At 42.3% G+C, this 19528-nt stretch carries 23 protein-coding genes; 5 read left to right on the plus strand and 18 right to left on the minus strand.

Features of this window, described 5'->3' with window-relative positions; genetic code table 11:
- Positions 1 to 50: 50 nt before the first annotated feature.
- The 7 genes from ACJROX_RS21875 to ACJROX_RS21905 form a co-directional block, all read right to left on the minus strand.
- Positions 51 to 896 carry an SDR family NAD(P)-dependent oxidoreductase gene (locus ACJROX_RS21875; RefSeq protein WP_408007319.1) on the minus strand — a complete coding sequence of 282 codons (846 nt, stop codon included), beginning with the start codon at positions 894 to 896 and terminating at the stop codon, positions 51 to 53.
- The gene (locus ACJROX_RS21880; protein WP_408007320.1) at positions 889 to 1260 is read right to left on the minus strand and encodes a MaoC family dehydratase; all 372 of its coding nucleotides are present in this window, start codon (positions 1258 to 1260) and stop codon (positions 889 to 891) included. Before ACJROX_RS21880 ends, ACJROX_RS21875 begins: the two co-directional genes overlap by 8 nt.
- The gene (locus ACJROX_RS21885) at positions 1257 to 1556 is read right to left on the minus strand and encodes a MaoC family dehydratase N-terminal domain-containing protein (protein ID WP_408011730.1); all 300 of its coding nucleotides are present in this window, start codon (positions 1554 to 1556) and stop codon (positions 1257 to 1259) included. Before ACJROX_RS21885 ends, ACJROX_RS21880 begins: the two co-directional genes overlap by 4 nt.
- The gene (locus tag ACJROX_RS21890) at positions 1499 to 1675 is read right to left on the minus strand and encodes a hypothetical protein (RefSeq protein ID WP_408007321.1); all 177 of its coding nucleotides are present in this window, start codon (positions 1673 to 1675) and stop codon (positions 1499 to 1501) included. The genes ACJROX_RS21885 and ACJROX_RS21890 overlap by 58 nt, the downstream gene beginning before the upstream one ends.
- 2 nt (positions 1676 to 1677) lie before the next feature.
- Positions 1678 to 2835, minus strand: coding sequence for a thiolase family protein (locus ACJROX_RS21895; protein WP_408007322.1), 1158 nt, complete (start codon positions 2833 to 2835; stop codon positions 1678 to 1680).
- Entirely contained in the window at positions 2828 to 4285 is a 1458-nt protein-coding gene (locus ACJROX_RS21900) for an AMP-binding protein (protein WP_408007323.1), read from the minus strand. Before ACJROX_RS21900 ends, ACJROX_RS21895 begins: the two co-directional genes overlap by 8 nt.
- 98 nt (positions 4286 to 4383) lie before the next feature.
- Positions 4384 to 4950 (minus strand): biotin transporter BioY, encoded by a 567-nt coding sequence (locus ACJROX_RS21905; protein ID WP_408007324.1) that lies wholly within the window; start codon positions 4948 to 4950, stop codon positions 4384 to 4386.
- Between the two features lie 117 nt (positions 4951 to 5067).
- Between ACJROX_RS21905 and ACJROX_RS21910 the strand changes: the two genes are divergently transcribed.
- Positions 5068 to 5670: a DNA-3-methyladenine glycosylase gene (locus ACJROX_RS21910; protein WP_408007325.1), complete on the plus strand. Its 603-nt coding sequence runs from the start codon at positions 5068 to 5070 to the stop codon at positions 5668 to 5670.
- A gap of 120 nt (positions 5671 to 5790) precedes the next feature.
- Here ACJROX_RS21910 and ACJROX_RS21915 read toward each other — a convergent pair whose 3' ends face one another.
- Positions 5791 to 6465 carry a hypothetical protein gene (locus ACJROX_RS21915; RefSeq protein ID WP_408007326.1) on the minus strand — a complete coding sequence of 225 codons (675 nt, stop codon included), beginning with the start codon at positions 6463 to 6465 and terminating at the stop codon, positions 5791 to 5793.
- A 182-nt stretch (positions 6466 to 6647) separates the two neighbouring features.
- On the opposite strand from ACJROX_RS21915, the gene ACJROX_RS21920 reads away from it, so the two are divergent.
- On the plus strand, positions 6648 to 6845 hold the full coding sequence (locus ACJROX_RS21920) for a hypothetical protein (protein WP_408007327.1): 198 nt from the start codon (positions 6648 to 6650) through the stop codon (positions 6843 to 6845).
- Positions 6846 to 7240: 395 nt separating this feature from the next.
- On the opposite strand, the gene ACJROX_RS21925 is transcribed toward ACJROX_RS21920, so the two are convergent.
- The 3 genes from ACJROX_RS21925 to ACJROX_RS21935 all read right to left on the minus strand — a co-directional run bounded on the left by ACJROX_RS21925 (position 7241) and on the right by ACJROX_RS21935 (position 9235).
- Positions 7241 to 8083 (minus strand): IS3 family transposase, encoded by an 843-nt coding sequence (locus ACJROX_RS21925; protein WP_408007328.1) that lies wholly within the window; start codon positions 8081 to 8083, stop codon positions 7241 to 7243.
- Positions 8084 to 8223: 140 nt separating this feature from the next.
- Positions 8224 to 8973, minus strand: a complete 750-nt coding sequence (locus tag ACJROX_RS21930; protein ID WP_408007329.1) for a GDSL-type esterase/lipase family protein — start codon at positions 8971 to 8973, stop codon at positions 8224 to 8226.
- A 103-nt stretch (positions 8974 to 9076) separates the two neighbouring features.
- Positions 9077 to 9235, minus strand: a complete 159-nt coding sequence (locus ACJROX_RS21935) for a hypothetical protein (protein ID WP_225064336.1) — start codon at positions 9233 to 9235, stop codon at positions 9077 to 9079.
- 222 nt (positions 9236 to 9457) lie between these two features.
- Between ACJROX_RS21935 and ACJROX_RS21940 the strand changes: the two genes are divergently transcribed.
- Entirely contained in the window at positions 9458 to 10057 is a 600-nt protein-coding gene (locus tag ACJROX_RS21940) for a superoxide dismutase family protein (protein ID WP_408007330.1), read from the plus strand.
- Here ACJROX_RS21940 and ACJROX_RS21945 read toward each other — a convergent pair.
- From ACJROX_RS21945 to ACJROX_RS21975, 7 genes are all read right to left on the minus strand, one after another.
- Entirely contained in the window at positions 10050 to 10190 is a 141-nt protein-coding gene (locus tag ACJROX_RS21945; RefSeq protein WP_408007331.1) for a hypothetical protein, read from the minus strand. The two genes, ACJROX_RS21940 and ACJROX_RS21945, sit on opposite strands and share 8 nt — an antisense overlap.
- A 90-nt stretch (positions 10191 to 10280) precedes the next feature.
- A complete protein-coding gene (gene menC / locus ACJROX_RS21950) occupies positions 10281 to 11390 on the minus strand; it encodes an o-succinylbenzoate synthase (protein WP_408011731.1) in 1110 nt (369 codons plus the stop codon).
- Positions 11380 to 12861, minus strand: a complete 1482-nt coding sequence (locus ACJROX_RS21955; protein WP_408007332.1) for an o-succinylbenzoate--CoA ligase — start codon at positions 12859 to 12861, stop codon at positions 11380 to 11382. Before ACJROX_RS21955 ends, menC begins: the two co-directional genes overlap by 11 nt.
- A gap of 87 nt (positions 12862 to 12948) precedes the next feature.
- A complete protein-coding gene (gene menB, locus ACJROX_RS21960) occupies positions 12949 to 13770 on the minus strand; it encodes a 1,4-dihydroxy-2-naphthoyl-CoA synthase (RefSeq protein WP_408007333.1) in 822 nt (273 codons plus the stop codon).
- 1 nt (position 13771) lies between these two features.
- Entirely contained in the window at positions 13772 to 14593 is an 822-nt protein-coding gene (menH, locus tag ACJROX_RS21965) for a 2-succinyl-6-hydroxy-2,4-cyclohexadiene-1-carboxylate synthase (protein WP_408007334.1), read from the minus strand.
- The gene (gene menD, locus ACJROX_RS21970; protein WP_408007335.1) at positions 14583 to 16331 is read right to left on the minus strand and encodes a 2-succinyl-5-enolpyruvyl-6-hydroxy-3-cyclohexene-1-carboxylic-acid synthase; all 1749 of its coding nucleotides are present in this window, start codon (positions 16329 to 16331) and stop codon (positions 14583 to 14585) included. The genes menH and menD overlap by 11 nt, the downstream gene beginning before the upstream one ends.
- On the minus strand, positions 16328 to 17728 hold the full coding sequence (locus ACJROX_RS21975) for an isochorismate synthase MenF (protein ID WP_408007336.1): 1401 nt from the start codon (positions 17726 to 17728) through the stop codon (positions 16328 to 16330). Before ACJROX_RS21975 ends, menD begins: the two co-directional genes overlap by 4 nt.
- A gap of 332 nt (positions 17729 to 18060) precedes the next feature.
- On the opposite strand from ACJROX_RS21975, the gene ACJROX_RS21980 reads away from it, so the two are divergent.
- Together ACJROX_RS21980 and ACJROX_RS21985 are read left to right on the plus strand one after the other, a co-directional pair.
- Positions 18061 to 18972 carry a 1,4-dihydroxy-2-naphthoate polyprenyltransferase gene (locus ACJROX_RS21980; protein WP_408011732.1) on the plus strand — a complete coding sequence of 304 codons (912 nt, stop codon included), beginning with the start codon at positions 18061 to 18063 and terminating at the stop codon, positions 18970 to 18972.
- 40 nt (positions 18973 to 19012) lie between these two features.
- Complete coding sequence (locus ACJROX_RS21985) at positions 19013 to 19399, plus strand: hotdog fold thioesterase (RefSeq protein ID WP_408007337.1); 387 nt, start codon at positions 19013 to 19015, stop codon at positions 19397 to 19399.
- Positions 19400 to 19528 lie beyond the last annotated feature (129 nt).

The following is a 19528-nucleotide window of genomic DNA, read 5'->3' on the forward strand; positions in this document are numbered from 1 at the left end:
TTTCAGAATCTTACGTCTATTATACATCATCACTCGAAAAATGTCATTATTTAGTAGGTATTTTTGCCTCTTTTTTTGGTATAAGAGTGAAATATCGCATTATCTGTCGAATTTTCTGATGTGTGCAGGATCGGTTTGTGCACAGGTGCCTTCCACCGACCGATATCTTCACCATTGACCGAAAAGATTGAACCTGTTTCAGGCCTTTGTTCTAAGATAGCAGATACTAATAAGGCAACATCATCTGGTGAACCCATATTCCATTCAATTGGCAATGGCTTTCCTTGTTTATCCGCTTCCTTTTGCAACATTTCAATGACAGGTCGGGTCATATCCGTTTCAGCTACCGGTGCAATTGCATATACATCAATACCAATACGCTGAAGTTCTTTAGCTAATGTTCTCGTTAAGCCATTGATACCAGCTTTTGCAGCACTGTAGTTCAATTGTCCTGCTAAACCTTCCATTCCCGATTTAGAAGACATGTTGATGATCGTTCCTTTTGTTTCTGACTCTCGCATGCTGAGTACAGCATATTTTGTGCAGGCGAACGTTCCGCGTAAATGCGTTTCAATGACCTCGTCCCACTCTTGAATCGTCATCTTATACGAAATACGGTCCCTGGTGACCCCTGCATTATTAATCAGTACATCGATCCGGCCAAATGAATCGATCGCTTTCTCAATGATTCGTTTACAGTCTTCCTCAGACGTTACAGAAGCTGGCACACCGATAACACGATCATGTATTCGCTTTAATTCCTCTACAACACCATCTACTTTATCAGGATTCCTTCCATTGACGACGATGGATGCCCCTTCTTGAGCTAACCTTTGTGCGATGCTTTTCCCTATCCCCTTTGTCGATCCAGTTATAACTGTTACTTTATTATTCATGATGAGCCTCCTCTCGTGAGGAAAGTACTGCCTTTCCCTTTAATACTGGTGTACCATCTTCAGAATAAAGGTGAAAGGATAATTCCTGTTCAGTGAACTTGACCTCCAGCTGGTTTTGACTGTCTAGATAAACCGGTGCTTGAAATCGCATACTATAATCTTTAACGAGAGCCACACTTCCATATTGGGTCCGAATTATGCCCCCAACCCGACCCATGACGAGCATCCCATGCACCACGCATGTTTTAAAGCCCATTTGCTGCGCCTCTCTTTCTGATAAATGAATAGGGTTATAGTCTCCGCTTGCCGTAGCATAATCCTGGATATCTTTTTTTGAAAAAATAAGACGATGGGATTTTTTCATGCTTTTTCCCCCAGTTCTGGCCTGAACATTGCTTTGGTGATCCCTTTAAAAACTAGATGTTCCCTATGTGGATCTTTATAGCCATACATTTCATGTAACAGCCAAACAACTTTTCCAGCCTTTCCTTCCTTCTCTGTTACACCAACTAATTTGATTTCACCATAATAGGTATGGTCTGTAAGTATCATTTCCTCATAGGAAAAGGATTGTTCACCGTGCACAAGATAGCTAATATTTTTTAACCATGGAAGTTCAGCCTTCTGCCAAAATACGATTGGATAGGTCGTGGGTACAATTTGTTTGTCCCAGTCGTTTTTGCTAGAGGCAGATCGTTGAGAACCTCAGCGAATTTTTCCGCTTCATTTACCGTCACTTTCATTTCAAAAAGCCCCGTTTGCTGACCGCTTATGATCATGTTCATTCCTCCGACCTTTTTTCCACAAGTGTTGCCAAGCCAAGCCCTCCTCCTATTCCGAGCGTCAGCAGTCCTCTCCTTGCGTTACTGTTTTGCATTTCGTGAAACATCCTCGTCATTAAGATCGCACCGGACGCCCCATAGGGATGACCAAGTGCAATCGCTCCTCCTCCTAAGTTAACGATTTCCTCTGGTATCCCGAGTGACCTTATAGATGCCAAAACTTGAGAGGCAAAGGCTTCATTGAATTCTACTAAATCAAGATCTCTCACGGTCAAGCTTCGTCTCGCCAACAATTTTTTTACCGCTGGGATCGGCCCAATACCGAGTAGATTCGGATCAACCCCAGCTACACACGCATCAACAAAGCGCAGAGAGTGTTTTATCCCTAGCTCTAGACATTTCTTTTCAGTTGCCAACACGACAATCGAGGCGCCATCATTGACCGGACATGCGTTTCCCGCTGTTACAGTCCCGCCTTTTTTGAAAACAGGTTGTAAATGGCTCAGTTTTTCATAGGATGTATTCTCGCGAGGACATTCATCTACTCGAATTTTTCCATTTTTTAAAGGGATGATTTCATAGTCAAATCGTCCTTCCTTTTGGGCAGCGATAGCTTTTTGGTGACTTTGTAAGGCGTAGCGGTCCTGGTCCTCACGTGAGATTTTGAATTGATCAGCCACATTTTCTGCAGCTTCCCCCATTTCGGGATCACCAATTTCCTCAGGTGAAAACCTTGCTCTATTATAAAAAGAAGGACCACCGAGATCGTAAAGACTGGAAGGCTTTTCAATCTTCCATGGCGCAAGGCTTGTACTCTCTACCCCACCTGCCAAAACAAGCTCCGCACCACCCGATTGGAGCAATCTTGCGGCTTGATTGATTGCTTCCAATCCTGAACCGCATTGGCGATCGACCGTAATACCTGGTACCTCAACCGGTAAACCTGCAGTCAAGCTAGCCAGCCTGGCAATATTTCCACCAGGCCCTACCACATTACCTAAAATTATATCGTCGATTTCCCGTGGAGCAATGTCCAGTCCCTTTACGAGTGACCGGATCAGTTCAGCAGCCATTTCCGCTGGTGGATAGTCCTTCAACTGTCCACCTAACTTACCAATAGGTGTACGTTTTGCTTCTAAAATATAAACATCATTCATGATTCATACAGCCCTCCGGATAAAGATGGATCAATTCGTTTCGCGCTATTTTTTGACTGACGGTGTAAGGAAACTCATCTACCGTGATGAATTCTTTCGGACATTTATATTTGGGCAGATGGACAAGACAGGTTTCTGTTAAAAGACTTTCATCCTTATTACCATGCCTCCATTTGATGAAGGCGACGACTTTTTCACCCCAATACGTATCCGGCACCCCTATGACAGCACACTCTTCTACTTCAGGAACAGAATGGAGAACTTGTTCGACTTCCTCTGGATAGATATTTAGTCCGCCACTGATGATCATTTGGTTTGCTCTTCCGATAAGGTAAATAAAGCCTTCATCATCAACTCGGGCCAAATCCCCTGCTGTCGCCCATCCATTTCGGAAAACCTCCTCTGTTTGCTGAGGAAGATTATGATATTCCTTGAAGACCATCTTGCTTTTAACATAAAGGATACCGATTTCTCCACAAGGTACCTCCTGAAACTGTTTGTCTCGTACCGACACTTCCACTCCAGTAAAAGGACGGCCGACAGAATCCACTTTCTCATCTGCTGCACTCTGGTGAAGAATCGAGACGAAACTCAACTCGGAAGCCCCGTAAAACTCAATGCACTCCGCATGAGGAAAAGTTTCTTCAACACATTTTCGCCGATCAATATTCCATTTGGAGCCTGAAGATATGATAAGGTTGATGCCTCCCCATTGCGGATATGGCTGAATCAAGAGCGATTCCAGCATGGTAGGAACGACATAAAGGATTGTTTTCTTGTGATAAGAGACACGATGTGCAATGGTTTCAGCATTGAAATGCTCTAGAAGTTCCACGGTTGCTCCAGTCGATAAGGCATGTAACGTCCCATACAAGAATAGAGAATGGACGAGGGAACCTGGGATAAGTACATGATCTCCAGCTTTAAGTTTGTATTCATATTCAGTGTTTCGGAAGCTTTCCGTCCACGACTCTTGAGTACGGACAAATCCCTTCGGATTTCCTGACGTTCCAGAAGTATATCCTAAGTAAAAAATGGATTCCGGTGTCGCTTTCGGTAAGTTTTTATTTATTAAAGTAGAAGAGTATTCATTATCCGCAATGATCATACCTCCATCCCACCATTGAGGAGAAGAGTCAGTGATGAGCACGTCCGTTTCGCTGTCCTGAAGGATCATTCTTACTTTCTCCACAGGTAATTTCGGATCTACTGGTACTGCTTTCCATCCTATAGAGGATGCTGCCAGAAAATAAATGATGAATTCCATGCGATTCTTCTGAAAATAGATTGCTATTGTTCCGTTTTTTATTGGTTTCTTTTCATACAAGTGAGAAGCCGCAATTCCTATCTTATCCATCAATTGTTTATAAGTGAGTCTTACCGATTCTGTCCTGACCGCAATCTTTTCTGGATGTAAATCTGCTTGTTCTTTAATAAAATGGATAATCATCTTTTTTACCTGCCTAATCTATTTCTGAATTGTCAATAACGGAAAGAAAGAGGTTTCGTCAATAGACCAACCTCTTTCATAAGCGTATCATATCCAATTTATGCAGCAAGATTTTTCTTTTTATTTGAAAGAACAGGGTTACTCTTCTTCATTTTCACTACGATAAATGTAGCAATCAGCGCTTTAGCAAGATCACCAGGAATATAAGCGAGTGCAGATATGGCCGCTGCCGTAAGCGGAAGATCCAACACGAACGCCGTTACTGGAATTCCAGCTGCATACACAAGGATGATTCCACCAAAAATATTGATTAAAATGACCTTCCACATCTTCAGGTTCTTCCAGGATTTTTCAACAAGATAGCCGATGATAAAAGCTGAAAGCGGCCAACTTAAAATATACCCTGCACTAGGTCCGACAAGCTCGTCGATTCCGCCTCTCATACCTGAAAGGACAGGTGCGCCTGAGATGATGAGAGCGATAAAAACGAGTAAGCTCAATCCGCCCAGACGTGCTCCGAGAAGGCCTCCTGCTAGCATGACACCTAGTGTTTGTGCTGTAATAGGAACAGGTGACCCTGGAACCGGGATTGGCGGCACTAAACCTAGAGCCGCAATGACAGCTGCAAACATCGCTGCGAATACAAGTGCATAAGTTTTCTTCATTCTCTTTCACATCCATTCTAGTTGTTTGCGAATTTATGCTCATGACTATTATGTAAGAAGGGGGAAAATGTGTCAACTCGAAAATAATAAAGGTTTACGAAAGACCGGTGATGTTATTTGGATAACATGAAGGCAATTTTTAATAAGGAAACATTGGAGCTGGCTAAAGAACTTTTAGGGATGGAGCTAGTACATGACACAGCTTACGGAGAATTGGCGGGTAAAATCGTTGAAGTCGAAGCTTACAAAGGACCAGAAGACAAAGCAGCGCACTCTTTCGGTGGCAGAAGGACAACCAGGACAGAAGTGATGTACGGTGAACCAGGTCATGTCTATATGTTCTTAATTTATGGAATGCATCACTGCTTCAATGTAGTGAGTGGCCCGATTGGAAAACCCGAAGCCATTTTAGTACGAGCCATAGAACCTACGAATGGGATTGCTCAAATGCTGCTTAACCGCTATGGGGAGAGGTCGAAATACACAAAAGTACACCATAGAAACCTTACCAATGGTCCAGGGAAGCTTTGTAGAGCACTGGGGTTGAACATGGGCCATTACGGTCTCCCGATCAATCAATCGGAAATACAGATCCGTCCATATGAAAACCTTAAAGAATCAAACATCGTAGCTGGTCCTCGGGTCAATATCGATTATGCGGAAGAGCACGTCGACCTTCCGTGGAGATTTTCGATCCGGGGTAATCCTTATGTATCATAAAGTGAACCTGGCAAAGACATGCATATAGCGTGGCCGAGCATTAGTTTCCTATTGAAGAAAGTACTTATGCTTTCTTTAAATGAAAAAAAGGAGAAGGCAATGGCCAGCTCCTTTTATTATTTAATGCGATGGGTTCAGTTCCTTCAACTGTAGTTCATCTTCCGATTGTTGTATTTTTTCTTTATTGCTAGTAGCAATAAGACCGATCAGTTGTGCTACTTTTTTCTTGCGGTTCGTATATCGGAATAGTGTAATCAAATACCAAAAGGCGATAATGGTTGTTGTTTTCAAGACAACTTCAAAGTTCCATGTCAACGTTTCAAACTCGATCACATCCAGAATATAAGCTGCGCCAATCCCGAAAAGGAAAGCAACTACCCAGACGCCAGGTCTTAAATCACGGTAGCCTCTATGGATTGTATGTATAAAAGAGGCAAGAAGCTTCAATTCTTTTTCATTATACTGGTGAAGTCGATTCTTAACATATTTCAAATCGGGAACGATACCATTAGAACGTTTTTTGTTGGTCAACTCTTTAAAGAACAATTCGAAATCTACAAAACTAGTAAGACTATTTTCGACCTTACGATGCATGTAATTATGATACATATACCAGAAATAGACCTTTTCGGATATACGCAGAACAGCATATAATAAGATCGTTACAAGCGCAAATTGCACCCAAAAATTTTCTGAGAAGTACTGGATGAAAGCCCAGACTGCCATACCCAGGGTTTTCAATTTGGTTATGAACAATGTGGTGAAAAGCAATATGAGGTCGATAACGTTTTCCACAAGTAGAGCCCCCTGATTTTCTGTTAGCTACATCATATCATTTTTTCCGAGGGAGCATGACAAACTTTTTACAAAAAAACGTAAATTTTCTCTTAAAAGGACGGTAAAAACACCCCCTATCTTCGTATAGGGGCGGCGAAAACTATAGTTAGAAAAAAGTTCTAATTTTGGAGGTTGGACATATGAGGATTGTCTTTTTTGAAAAGGGAGAGTTAATGATTATCGTAGGTTCTTCAAAGCTTAAAGGAGAACTCACTATAGAGCAGATCAAGTCTGAAAGTGAAAAGAAATCTAAAGAGCTGTCTCAGTTACTAGGACGTGAAATCGGGTTCATGATCGATATGAACAGTAAGCTGAATTCTGACATGCCGATGAAATAAGAATACTTATTAAAAAGATGATCCAAGGTGAAGTGACCCCTGTCAAGTAGACAGGAATTAAAAAGCATTTTTTAAGCAGCCTGAGCTCTATATTTATAGGGACTCAGGTTGTTTAATTTCTTTTGAAATCTTTGATAGTTGTAAAAACGTATATTGGTGGGCGGCAAACATAACCTCTTCAGAGGTTTGGAAAGAGTATAAATAAAAACATTCGGCCTTAAAATGGCTGAAAAAGTTCTCCATACAAGCATTGTCCCAACAGTTCCCTTTTCGAGACATACTCGCTTTTATTTTGTATTTTTCAAATAACCGGTTATATTGTTTTGATGTGTACTGAAATCCCTGCTCACTGTGAAGAATAATTCCATTTACCCTCCGTTTTCTTCTTGCCTTTTTCAACGTATCCATAACAATTTAAGATCGTTCCTTCGACTGATTTCATAGGCGATAATCTCGTTATTATATAAGTCTTTAATGGCGGATAGATACAATCTTTGTCCATTAAAAATTAAGTAGGTAATGTCTGTTACCCATTTTTCATTCGGTTTAGAGGCGTTAAAGTCCCGATTCAAATGGTTTTCTGAGATGACATAGGCTTCTTTCTTCCCGTAGTAAGGGCGTTTTCTTCTGATGATGGCTTTAATGCCTAAAACACCCATCAAGCGTTGAACCCGTTTATGATTCATATGTAGATTGTGCACTGACTGAAGCCAGACTTGTACCCTTCTATAACCATAAATCCCTCTTAGCTTTGTGTGACACTCCATGATCAATTTCTTGATTTTATTATCCCCTACCTGCTTAAGAGAGGGGGATTCTTGGCGTTTTACCCACTTGTAATATCCGTCCCTTGATACACCTGCAAGTTCGCATAAAAGTTGAACGGTGTATTTCTTAGACATCTCTTGAATAATTACTTCGTACCTGTAGGTACGGATTCCATACCCCCTTTTACTTTCCCAAGAGCTTTTTAACATTTCATTCTCAGCTTTTATTTTTTCTTCAGGATCCTCAGGACGAGTCCTTGGTCTTCCAGTTCCAGGTCCTTTTGCTTTCCCACGTTTCTCCTCAAGACCCTTTATTCCTTCTGCTTCAAAGTGATTAATCCAACGTCTTACTATCGAATATCCAATACCTAATTTTTTGGCTATTGCTTCGTAACCCATGCCTTCCTTATAGTGCAAATTGATAACTTTTTTCTTAAACTCAGTATCATATGTTTTCCTAATTTTCCCCATAGAAAAATCCCCTCCATATTAGACAGAGTAAAGTGCTTTCTTTTTTTGTCTACTGTGAAGGGATCATATCAAGGCGGATCATCTTTTTTATTATTTTCCCTGTTAAAATAACTCTTTTGATTCAGAGCAAGGGTTTACTTCTAATTGATCAAACCTTTTTGTTTCATCTCATCCATTACTCGATTCGCAATAAGCTCGTAACCTTTTGGATTTGGATGGATGATATCATTGAAATAGCGAGTTTTTTCTTTATCAAGGAAAAGATCGATAGTCGAGACGTAATGGATGTTCGGATATTGATCGACCATCCCCTCTGTCACGAGATTCCATTCCCTCAAAATTTCATTCAGTTGGTCATGGTTCACAAGATTCGTGTATGGATCATACATCCCGATGAGAATCAAGGGAGCATATTGATTATCAGTCCGAATTTGTGTAATGAGTTTGGCCAGATTTTCTTCAAAAACTGGGCGCATCCTTTCCATTTCCTCGGCATTGATGGAATTAAAATCCCGTCTTGCTGCTTGAATGAAATCATTCGTTCCTATGAACAAGAAAATATAGTTTGCTTGATTGATTTTCTGTTTTGTTTCGATATTTTGAATATGGATCATGATTTGATCCGTACGATACCCTCTTACTCCATACTGATGTAAAACAACTTGGCTTCCGAAACTGTTTGTCATTTGTTGTTGAACACGTCCGATATAGCCGACTTTCTCAGGATCGCCGCTACCATAAGTCAATGAGTCTCCGATCGCTACGATCTGCATCGAATTGCTGTCTTGGGCAATCGGAGGCGACATAAGGTCATCAATATAATTTATCCCAATAATGCAGCCAATCACCAGGGTTAACCAGAGTAAGTTCTTGAATATTTTCCATTGCACGTGAAATTCCTCAATTTCCTGTATGAATTACCCTGTTAACTTACTGAAAAGATCTCAAAAAAAGGATTGTTTTTTCATAAAGGTTTTGTTTTTAACAGAGCTTTCAGAATATGTGATAGTCTTCTTTCGTATGTCCATACTCTTCCCATAAATGATAGATGTCATAATCGGTAGTGTCAATCTTTATAAAACGTTGTAAAAGGCCACATACCCCTACCGTCCCAAGCGAAAACGCCATAAAAGAAAGCAAAAAATAAGTCATCTTGCTCCGCCCCTCTCTTATCCTTTTTACTAAGTTTATTGATAAGGAAGGACTGATAGAACCAGGTCTGCTCCTATTATGAATAGCGTATCCCGTATCGTTTTTCAGCAAAATTTCGATCATTTGCGAGTAAAATAGGGGATTCCAGAAACTTTTTACATATTTATCCTTTATTTTGTAAAGAATATAGTTGATCAAGTTGGGCATAAGGAGTGTGACAAAATGAAAAAGATCATGTTATCGATCTTCGCATCATTGTTAGCAGTGGCTAGTTTGACTGCTTGCGGAGTACAGGAGAATGGAAAGGATTCAAATGCGACACAACCAGGTGCTGTTGAAGTGAACAGCTCCAAGGTTAAAAGCGAGGATTCACGTCTTTTCAAAATGGTAGATATTTATAATTCGAAAAAGGAAAAAATCGGACAAGCACAACTAGCTGAATCCGATGAAGGTGTAATGATCAAATTGAAAGCGGCCAAATTGCCACCAGGTCCGCATGCATTTCATATTCATGAAATAGGAAAATGTGTAGCTCCCGATTTTAAAAGTGCAGGGGAACATTACAACCCGACGGGAAAAGAGCATGGCTTTGAAAATCCAAAAGGGTTCCATGCAGGTGACTTGCCGAATATAAACATACGTAAAGACGGAACCGTATCTGTCAGCGTTGTTTCAAAGAACGTTACTCTTCGAAAAGGAAAACCGCACACCCTTCTTGATGAAGACGGCAGTGCTCTCGTTATCCATGAAAAAGCGGATGATTACAAAACAGACCCAGCAGGCAACGCAGGCGACCGCATCGCATGCGGAGAAATCAAGTAATCCTCTTCTTTAATGTACCAGGCACCTTTTCAAAAGCCATGGTAACACTGAGTTTTCGATCGGTGCCTGGTACAGTCTTGAAAAAGTTATCAAAAAAAGGAGCGCTGATCAGCTCCTTTTTTTCCTTTTTCATTTTTAAGATAATTTCTGTTTTTTAAAGATAATTTTCAAATTTTCAAAATAGGACGGCGATTTTTAAAGATACCTCGATCCAGGATTGGATTCATGCGAATTTGAAGGTCTCAACCGTATACTTTTTCAATTGTTCGCGGTTCACGTCATATCCGATCCCTGGTTTGTCTGGGATCATGACTTTTCCATTGATGAGCTCGATTTCTGGTTGGATGATGTCTTTTTCCCAATACCTGGAGGATGCTGTGATATCACCCGGAAATTCAAATCCATCAAGCGTTGCCAGGGCGATGTTATGTGCCTTTCCGATCCCCGATTCGATCATCCCGCCAGCCCAAACCTTCATATGATGTTTTTTACAATAATCATGGATTTTCATCGCTTGGGTCAACCCACCTACTCGGCTGTGCTTGATTGCAATGATATCACAACTGCCAAGTGCGATAGCGGTCTTTGCATCGTGAAAGGATGTAATGCTTTCATCTAGGCAGATCGCCGTCGAAAGAGTCTTCTGCAACTTCGCATGTTCCACAAAATCTCCCACACCTAAGGGTTGTTCGATCATCACCAAATTGAACTGATCCTGTTCCTTCAAGCGTTCCATATCGTCCAATACGTAACTCGAATTGGCGTCGGTCATCAATGGGGCATCAGGAAATCGTGATCGGACAGCGGCCAGTACACTCACATCTTCACCGGGCTTCACCTTCAATTTAATCCTCTTGTAACCACTCTCCAAGGCTTCCTCGATTTTGAAAAGGAGAGCATCCGTATCATCTTTCATCCCAATTGCGATCCCGACCTCAATTTCGCATCTTCTCCCACCTAAAACTTCAGCCAATGGTGTTCCTAGAGATTTTGCATAAGCATCCCAGAACGCAGTCTCAAGACAAGCCTTCGCCATATGATGACCTTTATAACGATTAAAAATAGGTGCTAAGTCATCGGGATGGCCAACCTCTTCCACTTCTAAAAGGTCTGGGATGAGTAATTCCTTCATCATATAAAGGCATGTCTCGGTGCTTTCCTCTGTGTACCACGGAGTTTCGAATGCTGAACATTCCCCCCAGCCGACAATTCCATCTGCCAACTCTATCTCCGCAATCAATAGTGACCGCTTATTTACAGAAGTGATTGCTGTCACAAACGGCTCCTTCAAGGGCATCTCAATTTTATATATCGTTATGTGTTCAATCCGCATTTTCATCGCCTACTTCAAGCAAACTGTACAAGTCTTTCCTTAAAATTTTATTAGAAGCGTTCCTAGGCAAAACTTCTATGAATTGAACAACCTTCGGCACTTTGTAGCCGGCTAAACGCTCTTTACAGTATTGGATCAAGACTTCCTTAGAGACATCGGAATCTTCTAGAACTACAAAAGCAGCCGGCACTTTTCCCCAGACAACGTCATCAATACCGATCACACCCGCTTCTGACACAGCATTATGACCAAGAAGACAAGCCTCTATTTCAGCTGGATAGACATTTTCACCGCCAGATACGAACATATCCTTACGACGATCAAGTACAAATAGGAAGCCTTCGTCATCAAAATAACCGACATCCCCTGTAGCGAGCCAGCCGTCTTTGATTTTTTCTTCGTTGATTGAAGGCTTTTTAAAATAGCCTTGCGTCACGTTCGGTCCCTTTACAAATATTTCCCCCTCGCGGATACTCGCATTCTCATCTTCAGGTATTATTTTAACCTGAGCTGGGAAAAGCGGTTTTCCAGCTGAACCAAGTTTACGAATGCTGTCTTCAGGGGCCAAAGTTACAATCTGGGAAGCTGACTCTGATAACCCATAAGTTTGAAAGATGGGAATGGCATTAGTTTCACATCTTTTTAATAGTGGAAGAGGAGCTGGACCACCGCCCAAAAGCATACAGCGGAATACGCTTGGGTATGGATGGAAGTTTTCTGCACCCAGTGCTTTACTTAACATGAGGCTTACTACAGAAGCGATCGTGACTCCGTCCTTATAGATGGATTCATTGAAAGCAACCGGCTCAAAGTTTCGGTGCAAGACCATCGGAATACCGTAAATCACGCTCCGCATCATAATCGATAGACCGCTGACATGAAAAAGTGGAACCGCGCATAACCAACAGTCGTCATCACGGATACCGAGGTTGAAAGCAGAGCCAGTAGCACTCCACCAATGATTGCCGTATGTTAACATGACGCCTTTCGGATAACCCGTTGTACCTGATGTGAAAATAATCGAATGGAGGTCATCCAAATGGATGACCTCATCCAATTTGACATTTGTTTCGTTTACCGCCTTAATTTCCATCATAGTCACGATCTTCTCAAATCGTAATCCTTGTGCTTTTTTCTGATGAATCTCATCGACAATCAACCAATCTACTTCTGCATGGTCCAATTGATAGTCCAGTTCAGACACTGATAATCGTTTATTTAAAGGGACGGCTACCACATGTATCAGATGAAAAGCATGGAGGAGAATGATTGTATCCGGGTGATTTTCCATCAAAAAACCTACGTGTTGGCCTCTCTCCAAACCACTCTTTAATAGTTTCTGAGCCATGCTCTTAACTGATTCGTTCAACTCTCGATATGTCCATTTTTTATTTTCAAATGTAAGGGCTGTCCGACCAGGGGTCAAATAAGCCCGTTGACTAAGCCAGTTTTTCATTTCAATTTCTGCCATACGTACCAATCACTCCATATTAAAACTCTAACCTGATAATGCTGAAAAAGAGGATGCTGGTCCAACAGCATCCTCCCTGGCATATTCTTATGGGAAACGAGGGAATTGTTTAAAGTCCGGCTTACGCTTTTCTTTAAACGAGTCGCGCCCTTCTTTCGCTTCATCAGTCGTGTAGTATAGTAATGTTGCGTCTCCACCCAATTGCTGTAAACCAGCAAGTCCATCTGTATCTGCATTGAAAGAAGCTTTCAAGAAACGAAGCGCTGTCGGCGATTTCTCAAGCATTTCTTCACACCATTGCATAGTTTCTTCTTCCAATTTTTCAAGAGGTACGACTGTATTGACAAGCCCCATCTCTTTCGCTTCTTCAGCATTATACTGACGGCATAAGTACCAGATTTCACGAGCCTTCTTATGACCCACGATACGTGCAAGATAGCCTGCTCCGTACCCAGCGTCAAAGCTCCCTACTTTCGGTCCAGTTTGGCCAAAGATCGCGTTGTCTGCAGCGATTGTCAAATCACACACAACATGGAGGACATGGCCACCACCGATTGCGTAACCTGAAACCATCGCTACCACCGGCTTTGGAATGACACGGATCAAGCGTTGCAAATCAAGGACATTCAATCGCGGGATCTGATCATCGCCAACGTAGCCACCATGTCCACGTACTTTCTGGTCTCCTCCTGCACAGAATGCTTTGTCTCCTGCACCTGCAAGGACGATTACACCGATATCAGAGTCATCACGCGCGTAAGCGAAAGCATCGATCAATTCATGGACCGTTTTCGGACGGAATGAATTATGGACTTCAGGCCGGTTGATCGTAATTTTTGCGATTCCATTGTATGTTTCATAAATAATATCATCGTATTTTCTTTCAGCTACCCATTCTACTGCTGCCATTCTAAACATCCTTTCTATTATGTAGTTCATCCACTACTATTTTAGCAAATTGTGCTGGCTTCTCAAGGTGTACGGTATGGCCTGCTTTTTCTACCACCACTATTTTACCATTCGGAAGCTTTTGCAACATGTCTTCCGCAATCCTGCAGAACTTATGATCAAGCGCCCCGACGATTAGAGTAGTTGGGATTTTAAAAGCAGCTAACTTGTCCCACCAGGATGGCTGCACCCCTGTTCCCATTCCACGCAAACTATTCGCCAATCCGACTTGTGAATTATCGAGCCTTTTTTGATGTAAAGCCTTTTGAGTTTCCTTAGATAAGTGGTTCTGCTGGGTTTGGAATAACGGAATTGATTCCCAAAATTCAACGAAAGATTCTATTCCTTCCTTTTCAATTCGGTCAGCCAGTCTCTCATCGTTTTCCTTCCGGGCTAATCTTTCCTCTGCAGTCCGTAATCCGGGAGAACTGCTTTCCAACAACAGATGTTTCACACGTTCCGGATATATCATCGCGAATGTTAGCGCAACTCTTCCACCTAGAGAATACCCCAAAACGTAGGCGCTTTCAATCTTCAACTCTGTGAGTATGTAGGCTATAGCTTTCGCAGTTTGCTCCATCGAGTATTTTTCTACTTTTTCAATGTGATCCGTTTTCCCATGTCCGATCAAATCGACCATGATTAGTTGGAAGTCGTCCATCCAATTTCGTTTAAATGGAACCCAATCAGCTCCAGACCCGGTAAAGCCATGAAGGAGGAGTAAAGGCTTCCCCTCCCCATACTTTTCTACATGATAACGGATTCCGTGTACCTCAATGAACATTGTTATCCGCCCACTTTTTGATCGCACTATCCACATTCTTCCAATATCCCTTATGGAGCTGCACATTTTGCTCGCGATTGGTCTGTATTTCAATAACATCCAAACCACCTGATTCAAAACTCACAACACATGCTTCATCAAACGTTTCCCATGTTCCAACGCGCTTGTAGTTTCCGCCATACGTGGTCGTTGCATCTCTGAAGGAAATACCGATCGGCGTCCCGAACAGGTCCTCGAAATGATCGGGATGATTCGCTTGTGGCAGGAAGGAGAAGATTCCTCCCCCACTGTTATTGACCAGTATGATCGTCATATTGAGTTCATGCAGCTTGGCGGCAAGCAAACCGTTCATATCGTGGTAGAACGAAAGATCTCCAATGACAAGCACAGTTCTTCGCCCGGCAGCCGCGACACCGAAAGCCGTCGAGATGACCCCGTCGATTCCATTTGCACCACGGTTGGCAAGTCCCAGGATCTCCTTATCTGTTTTTCCGAAAAAGCTGTCAAAATCCCTGATCGGCATGCTGTTGCCGACAAATAGGGCAGTCTCATCAGGTAAAAGATGATTGAGCTGCGAAAAAACCTTCCCCTCAAACAGCTCATCCGTTTGTAAATACGAGACTTTTTCCTGGACAGCAATCGTATTTACTTCATACCACTTTTTATACCATCGTGTTCCGCTTCGTCCATCGATTCTTGACGTCATTAGGCGTGAAAAGTTAACAGGATCTGCATAAATCATCCTGCCGCCTGAATGAGTCGGGTCGCGCCATCCCTCCCCTTCATCAATGGTCCAGTATGTACACTCCTTCTGTTTTTGAACATACTGTAAAAATGATTTCGAAACTGGCATCGCACCGAACCGAATGATGATATCAGGCTTCCATTCCCTTACGACTTCACTCTTCAAGAAAGCATCATAATTCTCAATGATATTCTTCTTAGGATGATCACCAGCCCGTAACGGGGACAAAGGATCCGCTAAAACAGGGAACTGTAATGTATCTCCCAGTTCTATTATTGCGGACACGGCATCGTCATATCGACCCGGCCCACAAACTATCAGACCATTTTTATACCTCTGTAATTCATCGATCAAGATTTGATAGTCAGCTTCAGCCAGGTTCCGTTCTCCTGCCGTAAAAGATAAATAGGAACCATCCTTTTTCCCTGCTTCAAAAGCATTCGCCAACTGGTAACTCGGAACGAGAGGTTCACGGAATGGAAAATTCAAATGTACCGGCCCACGTTTACCATTCATAGCGGTGGCAACACAACGTGAAGCATTGGTTCGAACATACTTGAACAACATAGGATCATTTTCTGGAAGTCCCATTTCGTGAAACCATTTTACATATTTTCCATACATCCCGATTTGATCGATCGCTTGTGGTGCTCCGACATCTCTCAGTTCATGCGGACGATCAGCGGTCAAAACCAATAAAGGCACACGTGATTCATACGCTTCTACAATGGCAGGAAAGTAATTTGCAGCAGCCGTTCCGGACGTGCAAACAAGTGCGACTGGCTTCTCTTTCACCTTCGCGATCCCGAGGGCAAAAAAAGCCGCTGAGCGCTCATCAACGCTCAGCCAAACTTTTATGTCAGGATGCTGTGCGAACATAAGTGCCAGCGGTGTAGAACGGGAACCTGGGCTTATGACCACATCCTGGACCTTTGCTCTGCTCAATTCATCTACAAAAGCTCCAACATAAGCTGTTAACGGATCTAAAGTCATGCAATTGATCCTCCTAGAGCAGAAAGCATTGGTTTCAGTTTGATAAGTGTTTCTTCGTACTCACTTTCAGGATCAGAATCTCCAACAATCCCGCATCCGGCGAATAAAGATGCGTAATTATCGGAAATCAGACCAGAACGGATAGCAACCGCAAACTCACCTTGATCAAAAAGGTCGACCCATCCAATAGGAGCAGAATACCATCCCCTATCGAGCTTTTCATGCTCTCTTATGATTTCCACAGAACGCAGCTGAGGTAACCCTCCTAAAGCAGGAGTAGGATGAAGGCGCTCGACTACATCCAACAACGGAACTTCCGTCGCTTCTTTTACTTCTACAGGTGTATATAGGTGCTGGATGTCACGTCCCTTATAAAGTGAAGGTTGCTCGGGAACTTCAACCGAACCCGCTACTTCTTCCAAAGCACCACGGATCATCTGCACCACATAATCATGTTCTTCGCGGTTTTTTTCGTCTGTAAGGAGAAGTCTGCCTAATCGCTCATCTTCCTCATAATAGGAACCTCTCTTGATCGAACCTGCCAAACAAGTCGATAACAGCCGATCATTCTGTTTCTGTACAAGACGTTCTGGCGAGGCTCCTACAAAGCACTTATGTCCTCTCTCAAAAGCGAAAATGAAGCTGTTCGGCTGCTGATTTCTCAGATTGACAAGCGTTTCGAATGCAGAGATTCCTGAGTCTGACTGTGCAATGACTTCTCTTGCTAAAACAACTTTATATAATTGCCCTTCATTAATCATGGAAGTCGTTTTGACTACAATTTCTTTCCATTGTTCAGGATCGATTTCAGTTAAAGAAAAAGAACGCTTCTGAGCTGTATCCAACGCAGCTTTCTTCAGTAGTCCTGCATTTTCCCGGACTCCTTTTTCAAAAAGCATATGGATATCCGAATCAGGATTTACGAACAAATTAGTCGTCAAATACGCTTTCTCCCCGATTTTTGAATACAAATGAACAGGTAATACAAAGCTGGCATCCGAATAATTTGTCCATAATGGAGTCTTATCCTTTTTCGTATCAAATGAAAAGCCGCCTAAAAGCAAAGGGCCTGTACCATAAACATAGGTTGTATCATAATCCTCAAGCTGATTGTCGATAATCGCTTTCCACTGCCTTTTTATTTCTGGAAAACGAGCCTCTCCATCGACATCAAAGCGGAGTGCTTCACCGATTCCGACAAGGCTTGTATTATTGGAATCCGACCAAAACGATCGTTGGCCTTTATATAAAGAACTTCCATTATTAAAAACGACGAGCGGGTCAATCGTATCAACTTGAATCCTATGACTGACGAGAATTTCCTTTTGAGTCAGCTGTGCTTTTTGCTTGGCACGTTCCAATCTCACTAGCAATTCATGTTGTTTAACAACTGCCACTGCTATCCCCTCCAACATCCTACGACGTCTATATCTATATAAATGAAACTTGATAATATGCTCTGTTCTGTCAAAGCTTACACTAAAAAAGACATTCTCATGTCGATACTATTATATAGGAAAAAGGCTTGTTTTTCCATTGTGCGCCATTCACAACGGTTTCCAGCCAATGTTGTTGACACCTAAACTGTCATTGCATACACTTAAAATGGTTTAAAATACGGTTGGAATAGCTTTATTTTAGGCAGGAGCCTCATAAAAGCATTCTTAAAGATAAAGGTGAACAATTCATTATGGAACAATATTTTACAGACCCATCCAATCAAAAAGAGATGCCTTCTATCATCGAGTCCAAATGGAAAATCTGGTATCGACAGCTCCGCCCGCACACATTGACAGCATCATTCATACCTGTATTTATCGGTGCAGCTCTCGCTAATTTCTATACATCGATAAATTGGTTATTGCTTATTGCCATGCTTGTTGCCTCGATGTTGATTCAGGCCGCTACTAATCTATTCAACGAATATTATGATTTTAAACGTGGTCTCGATACTTCAGATTCCGTGGGAATCGGAGGCGGCATCGTACGGGACGGTATATCACCGAAAACCGTCCTGAATGTGGGACTCGCTTTCTTTCTGCTCGCCATTTTGCTCGGGGTCTATATCAGTGCAACGACTTCCTGGTGGATCGCCATCATTGGTTCAGTCTCAATGGCGGCTGGTTATTTTTATACTGGTGGGCCTTATCCGATCGCCTATACGCCGCTTGGTGAAGTGGTCGCGGGATTTTTCATGGGATTTGTTATCATACTTATCTCCTTTTATATTCAAACTGGATTTGTGACGACGAATAGCATGCTCATTTCCATTCCGATCTCCATTTTGATCGGTGCTATCCTGATGGCGAACAACATTCGTGATTTGGAAGGAGATAAAGAAAGAGGAAGGAAAACTTTAGCGATTTTACTTGGTCATAAGAGAGCGGTTCAATTTCTTGGAGGAATGTTCGCCTTTTCGTTTGCTTGGATTCTTACGATGATATTCATAGGACAGGCTTCCTTTTGGCTTCTGATCGTCCTTATCAGCATTCCAAAGGCGGTTAACGCAGTGAAACTGTTCAAGGGAAAACGAGAACCATCAAAAATGATGCCTGCGATGATTGCAACTGCCCAAACGAACACAGTATTCGGTTTTGCGTTGACTGTCGGCCTGATCGTCAGCTACCTTATCCAATATTAAAATGGGACCTTGTAGGTCATCTACTTGAAGGAGTGCTTGTATGGACTTATCAAAAACGCTTGTAAATGCTCTAGGAATGGAAGTTGTCGAAGCGAATAAGGATTGTGTAAAAATTACGATGCCTGTCGATGAACGGACGAAGCAGCCGATGGGATACTTGCATGGGGGTGCATCCGTTGCTCTGGCAGAAACTGCTGCTAGTATCGGTGGAGCATTGAACGTCGATTTAGAGAACCATAATGTTTTCGGGATTGAAATCAATGCGAATCACATTAAAAGTAAACGTGATGGTGTGGTGACAGGTACAGCACTTCCTGTCCATAAAGGCAGAACGACAATGGTCTGGGAAATCAAAGTGACCGATGAAAAAGAAGACTTGATCTGTATATCCAGATGTACAATAGGTGTTGTAGAGAAGAAGAAATAAAGATGAAAGAGGCTGTTCCTGAACAGCCTCTTTTTTTGGTTGCTGGGTTGCGCACCGAATAGGGCGTTTTATGTCGTTTTCTATCGTCTCGTCGATAAATACTTCATTTCCGCCGATATGTTTAAGTTT

Source organism: Pseudalkalibacillus sp. A8 (genome assembly GCF_045920555.1).
In the GTDB taxonomy this organism is placed as follows: domain Bacteria; phylum Bacillota; class Bacilli; order Bacillales; family Fictibacillaceae; genus Pseudalkalibacillus.